Source organism: Actinosynnema sp. NPDC059797, from assembly GCF_042732085.1.
In the GTDB taxonomy this organism is placed as follows: domain Bacteria; phylum Actinomycetota; class Actinomycetes; order Mycobacteriales; family Pseudonocardiaceae; genus Actinosynnema.
On record NZ_JBHWIE010000560.1, the window covers coordinates 1 to 3440 of the forward strand.

The 3440-nt window shown below is 71.9% G+C and carries 3 protein-coding genes; all 3 read left to right on the forward strand.

Annotation, left to right across the window (positions count from 1 at the left end; genetic code table 11):
- Window positions 1-45: 45 nt before the first annotated feature.
- The 3 genes from ACFV4N_RS41575 to ACFV4N_RS41585 are packed head-to-tail and all read left to right on the forward strand — an operon-like array spanning window position 46 to window position 3283.
- Window positions 46-942, forward strand: a complete 897-nt coding sequence (locus ACFV4N_RS41575) for a carbohydrate ABC transporter permease (RefSeq protein ID WP_499678198.1) — start codon at window positions 46-48, stop codon at window positions 940-942.
- A gap of 5 nt (window positions 943-947) precedes the next feature.
- Window positions 948-1859, forward strand: a complete 912-nt coding sequence (locus ACFV4N_RS41580) for a carbohydrate ABC transporter permease (RefSeq protein WP_499678197.1) — start codon at window positions 948-950, stop codon at window positions 1857-1859.
- 56 nt (window positions 1860-1915) lie between these two features.
- Complete coding sequence (locus ACFV4N_RS41585; RefSeq protein WP_499678199.1) at window positions 1916-3283, forward strand: GH1 family beta-glucosidase; 1368 nt, start codon at window positions 1916-1918, stop codon at window positions 3281-3283.
- Window positions 3284-3440 lie beyond the last annotated feature (157 nt).

Genomic DNA, 3440 nt, shown 5'->3' on the forward strand with positions numbered 1-3440 from the left:
CACCCCGCCCCCCCCCCCGCCGGGCGGACGTCGTGGCGGAACCGGTTGGGCCGGTGGGACACCAGGTACACGCCGTACCTGATCGTCGCGCCGTTCTTCGTGGTGTTCGGCGTCTTCGGGCTCTACCCGCTGCTCTACACCGCGTGGGTCTCGCTGCACGACTGGCAGCTCATCGACGGCGACCAGGGCTTCACCGGCCTGGCCAACTACACCGAGCTGCTGTCCGACGAGAACTTCTGGAACGCGCTGGGCAACACCCTCAGCCTGTTCCTGCTGTCCACGGTCCCGCAGCTGCTGGCCGCGCTCGGCCTGGCCGCCCTGCTCGACCGGGGGCTGCGCGGCCGGGCGTTCTGGCGGGCGGGGGTGCTGCTGCCCAACGTCATCTCGGTCGCCGCGGTCGCGCTGGTGTTCGCGCAGCTGTTCGGCCGCGACTTCGGCATCGTCAACCACCTGCTCGGCCTGGTGGGGGTCGACCCGGTCGACTGGCGCGCCGAGACGTGGGCCTCGCACCTGGCCATCAGCTCCATGGTCATGTGGCGGTGGACCGGCTACAACGCGCTGATCTACCTGGCGGCCATGCAGTCGGTGCCCAAGGACATGTACGAGTCGGCGATGCTCGACGGCGCGTCCCGCTGGCGGGTGTTCTGGTCGATCACGGTGCCCAGCATCCGGCCGACCATCCTGTTCACCGTCATCGTGTCCACCATCGGCGGCATGCAGCTGTTCGTCGAGCCGCAGCTGTTCGACCCGGGCGGCACGGCCACCGGCACCGGCGGTGACGACCGGCAGTTCCAGACCCTGGTGATGTACCTGTACGAAAAAGGTTTCCGGCTGTTCGACGCGGGCTACTCGTCGGCGATCGCGTGGGTGCTGTTCCTGCTGGTGCTCGTGGTGGCACTGGTCAACTTCGCGGTGACGCGGCGCATCGCGTCGAAGGGGTGAGGCTGATGGCGGTCATCGCGCCCGGGACCCGCGAGGGGTCCCGCGAAGCGCCGCGCGCCGGGTCCGGCGGGGTCCCCCGCCGGAGGTCGCGCTTCTCCGTCGCGCACGCGGGCCCGCTCGCCTACGCGCTGCTGGTCGTCGTGCTGCTCGCGTCGGTGTTCCCGCTGTACTACTCGTTCCTCATCGCCAGCAAGGACAACTCGGCGCTCGGCGACGCGGTGCCGTCGCTGGTGCCGGGCGGCAACCTGGTGGAGAACCTGACGCGGGTCTTCGACACCGTCGACTTCTGGCTGGCCATGCAGAACTCGCTGGTGGTCGCGGGCACGGTGGCGATCAGCAACGTCGTGCTGGGCACGCTGGCCGGTTTCGCGTTCGCGCGGCTGCGGTTCCGCGGCCGGAACTCGCTGTTCCTGGTCGTGGTCGGCACGTCGATGGTGCCCACGCAGCTCGGCGTGATCCCGCTCTACATGCTCATGTCCGACCTCGACTGGTACGGCACGCTCCAGGCGGTCATCGTGCCCGCGCTGATCGGCGCGTTCTCGGTGTTCTGGATGCGGCAGGCGTGCGAGGAGTCGGTGCCGTACGAGCTGGTCGAGGCGGCGCGGGTGGACGGGTGCAACGTGCTGCGGACGTTCTGGCACGTGGCGTTCCCGGCCGTGCGGCCGCAGGCGGCGGTGATGGGCATGTTCACGTTCATGACGGCGTGGAACGACTTCTTCTGGCCGCTGATCGTGCTGGACCCGAACGACAGCCCCACCGTGCAGGTGGCGCTGTCGACGCTGGCCAGCGGCTACTACACGGACTACTCGCTGATGCTGTCCGGCGCGTCGCTCGCGGTGCTGCCGGTCGTGGCGATCTTCATCCTGCTGGCCCGCCAGATCGTCGGCGGCATCATGCAGGGTGCGGTGAAGGGGTGAATCTCTCGGTGAACTTCCCGGTGACCACGACGGACCCGGCGGCCGACGTCGGCCTGCTGCGCTTCCCGCCCGGCTTCACCTGGGGCGCGGCGACGGCGGCGTTCCAGATCGAGGGCGCGACCGCGGAGGACGGTCGGGGACCGTCCATCTGGGACGCTTTCGCGGCCCGGCCCGGCGCGGTGCTGGGGGGTGACACGGGCGACCCGGCGTGCGACCACTACCACCGCTACGCCTCCGACGTGGAGCTGATGGCGTCGCTGGGCCTGGGCTCGTACCGGTTCTCGCTGGCGTGGCCGCGCATCCAGCCGCTGGGGTCGGGCCCGGTGGAGCCGCGCGGGCTCGCGTTCTACGACCGGCTCGTGGACGAGCTGCTGGGGCGCGGCATCCAGCCCGTGGTGACGCTCTACCACTGGGACCTGCCGCAGGCGCTGGAGGACCGGGGCGGGTGGCGCGACCGCGACACCGCGCACCGGTTCGCCGACTACGCGGCGCTGGCGCACGCCCGCCTGGGCGACCGCGTGCGGGAGTGGACCACGCTGAACGAGCCGTGGTGCTCGGCTTTCCTCGGCTACGCCGCCGGCGTCCACGCGCCCGGCGTGGTCGACCCGAAGGGCGCGCTGGAGGCGGCGCACCACCTGCTGCTGGGGCACGGGCTGGCGCTGCGGGCGATGCGCGCCCAGGCGCCCGCCGACCACCGGTTCTCCATCGTGCTGAACTTCTGCGCGGCGCTGGCGGAGGACGAGGAGGCGGCCCGCAAGGTCGACGGCCTCCAGAACCGGCTGTTCCTCGACCCGCTGGCCGGGCGCGGCTACCCGGAGGACGTGGTGGCCGACACCGCGTGGCTGGGCGACTGGACGTCGGTCGTGCGGCCCGGCGACCTGGACGCGATCGCGGAGCCCGTCGACTGGATGGGCGTGAACTACTACAGCCCGACCCGCGTGGCCTCGGCGGCGGACCCGTCGGTGGTCGCGGAGGGGCCGTGGCCGGGCCTGAGGGGCGTGGAGTTCCTGCCGCCCCGGGGCGAGGTCACCGGGTTCGGGTGGGAGGTGCGGGCGTCGTCGTTCACGGCCCTGCTGGAGCGGCTCGGGCGGGACGTGGCCGTGCCCCTGGTGGTCACGGAGAACGGGTCGGCCTTCCCGGACCGGGTCGTGGACGGCGAGGTGGTTGACGAGGAGCGGACCAGGTACCTGATCGACCACCTGCGGGCGGTGCACGCGGCGCTGGAGGCGGGGGTGGACGTGCGCGGGTACTTCGCGTGGTCGCTGCTGGACAACTTCGAGTGGGCGGCGGGGTACAGCCAGCGGTTCGGCATCGTGCACGTGGACTACGGGACGCAGGTGCGGACCGTGAAGCGGAGCGGCCGGGCGCTGGCGCGGGTGATCGGCGCGAACGCCGTGCCGGCCCAGGGCTACGACCTGGGCTGACCCGCCCGGTCCGACCCGTTCGCGCCCGTTCCGCCCGGTTCCGGCCTACGGCGCGGACTCGCGCTTGACCAGCGACGTCGGCAGGATCTCCCGCTTCGGCTTCACGGGCTCGTCCCGCAGCAACCGCAGCAGGTGCGCCACCATGTGGAGCCACAGA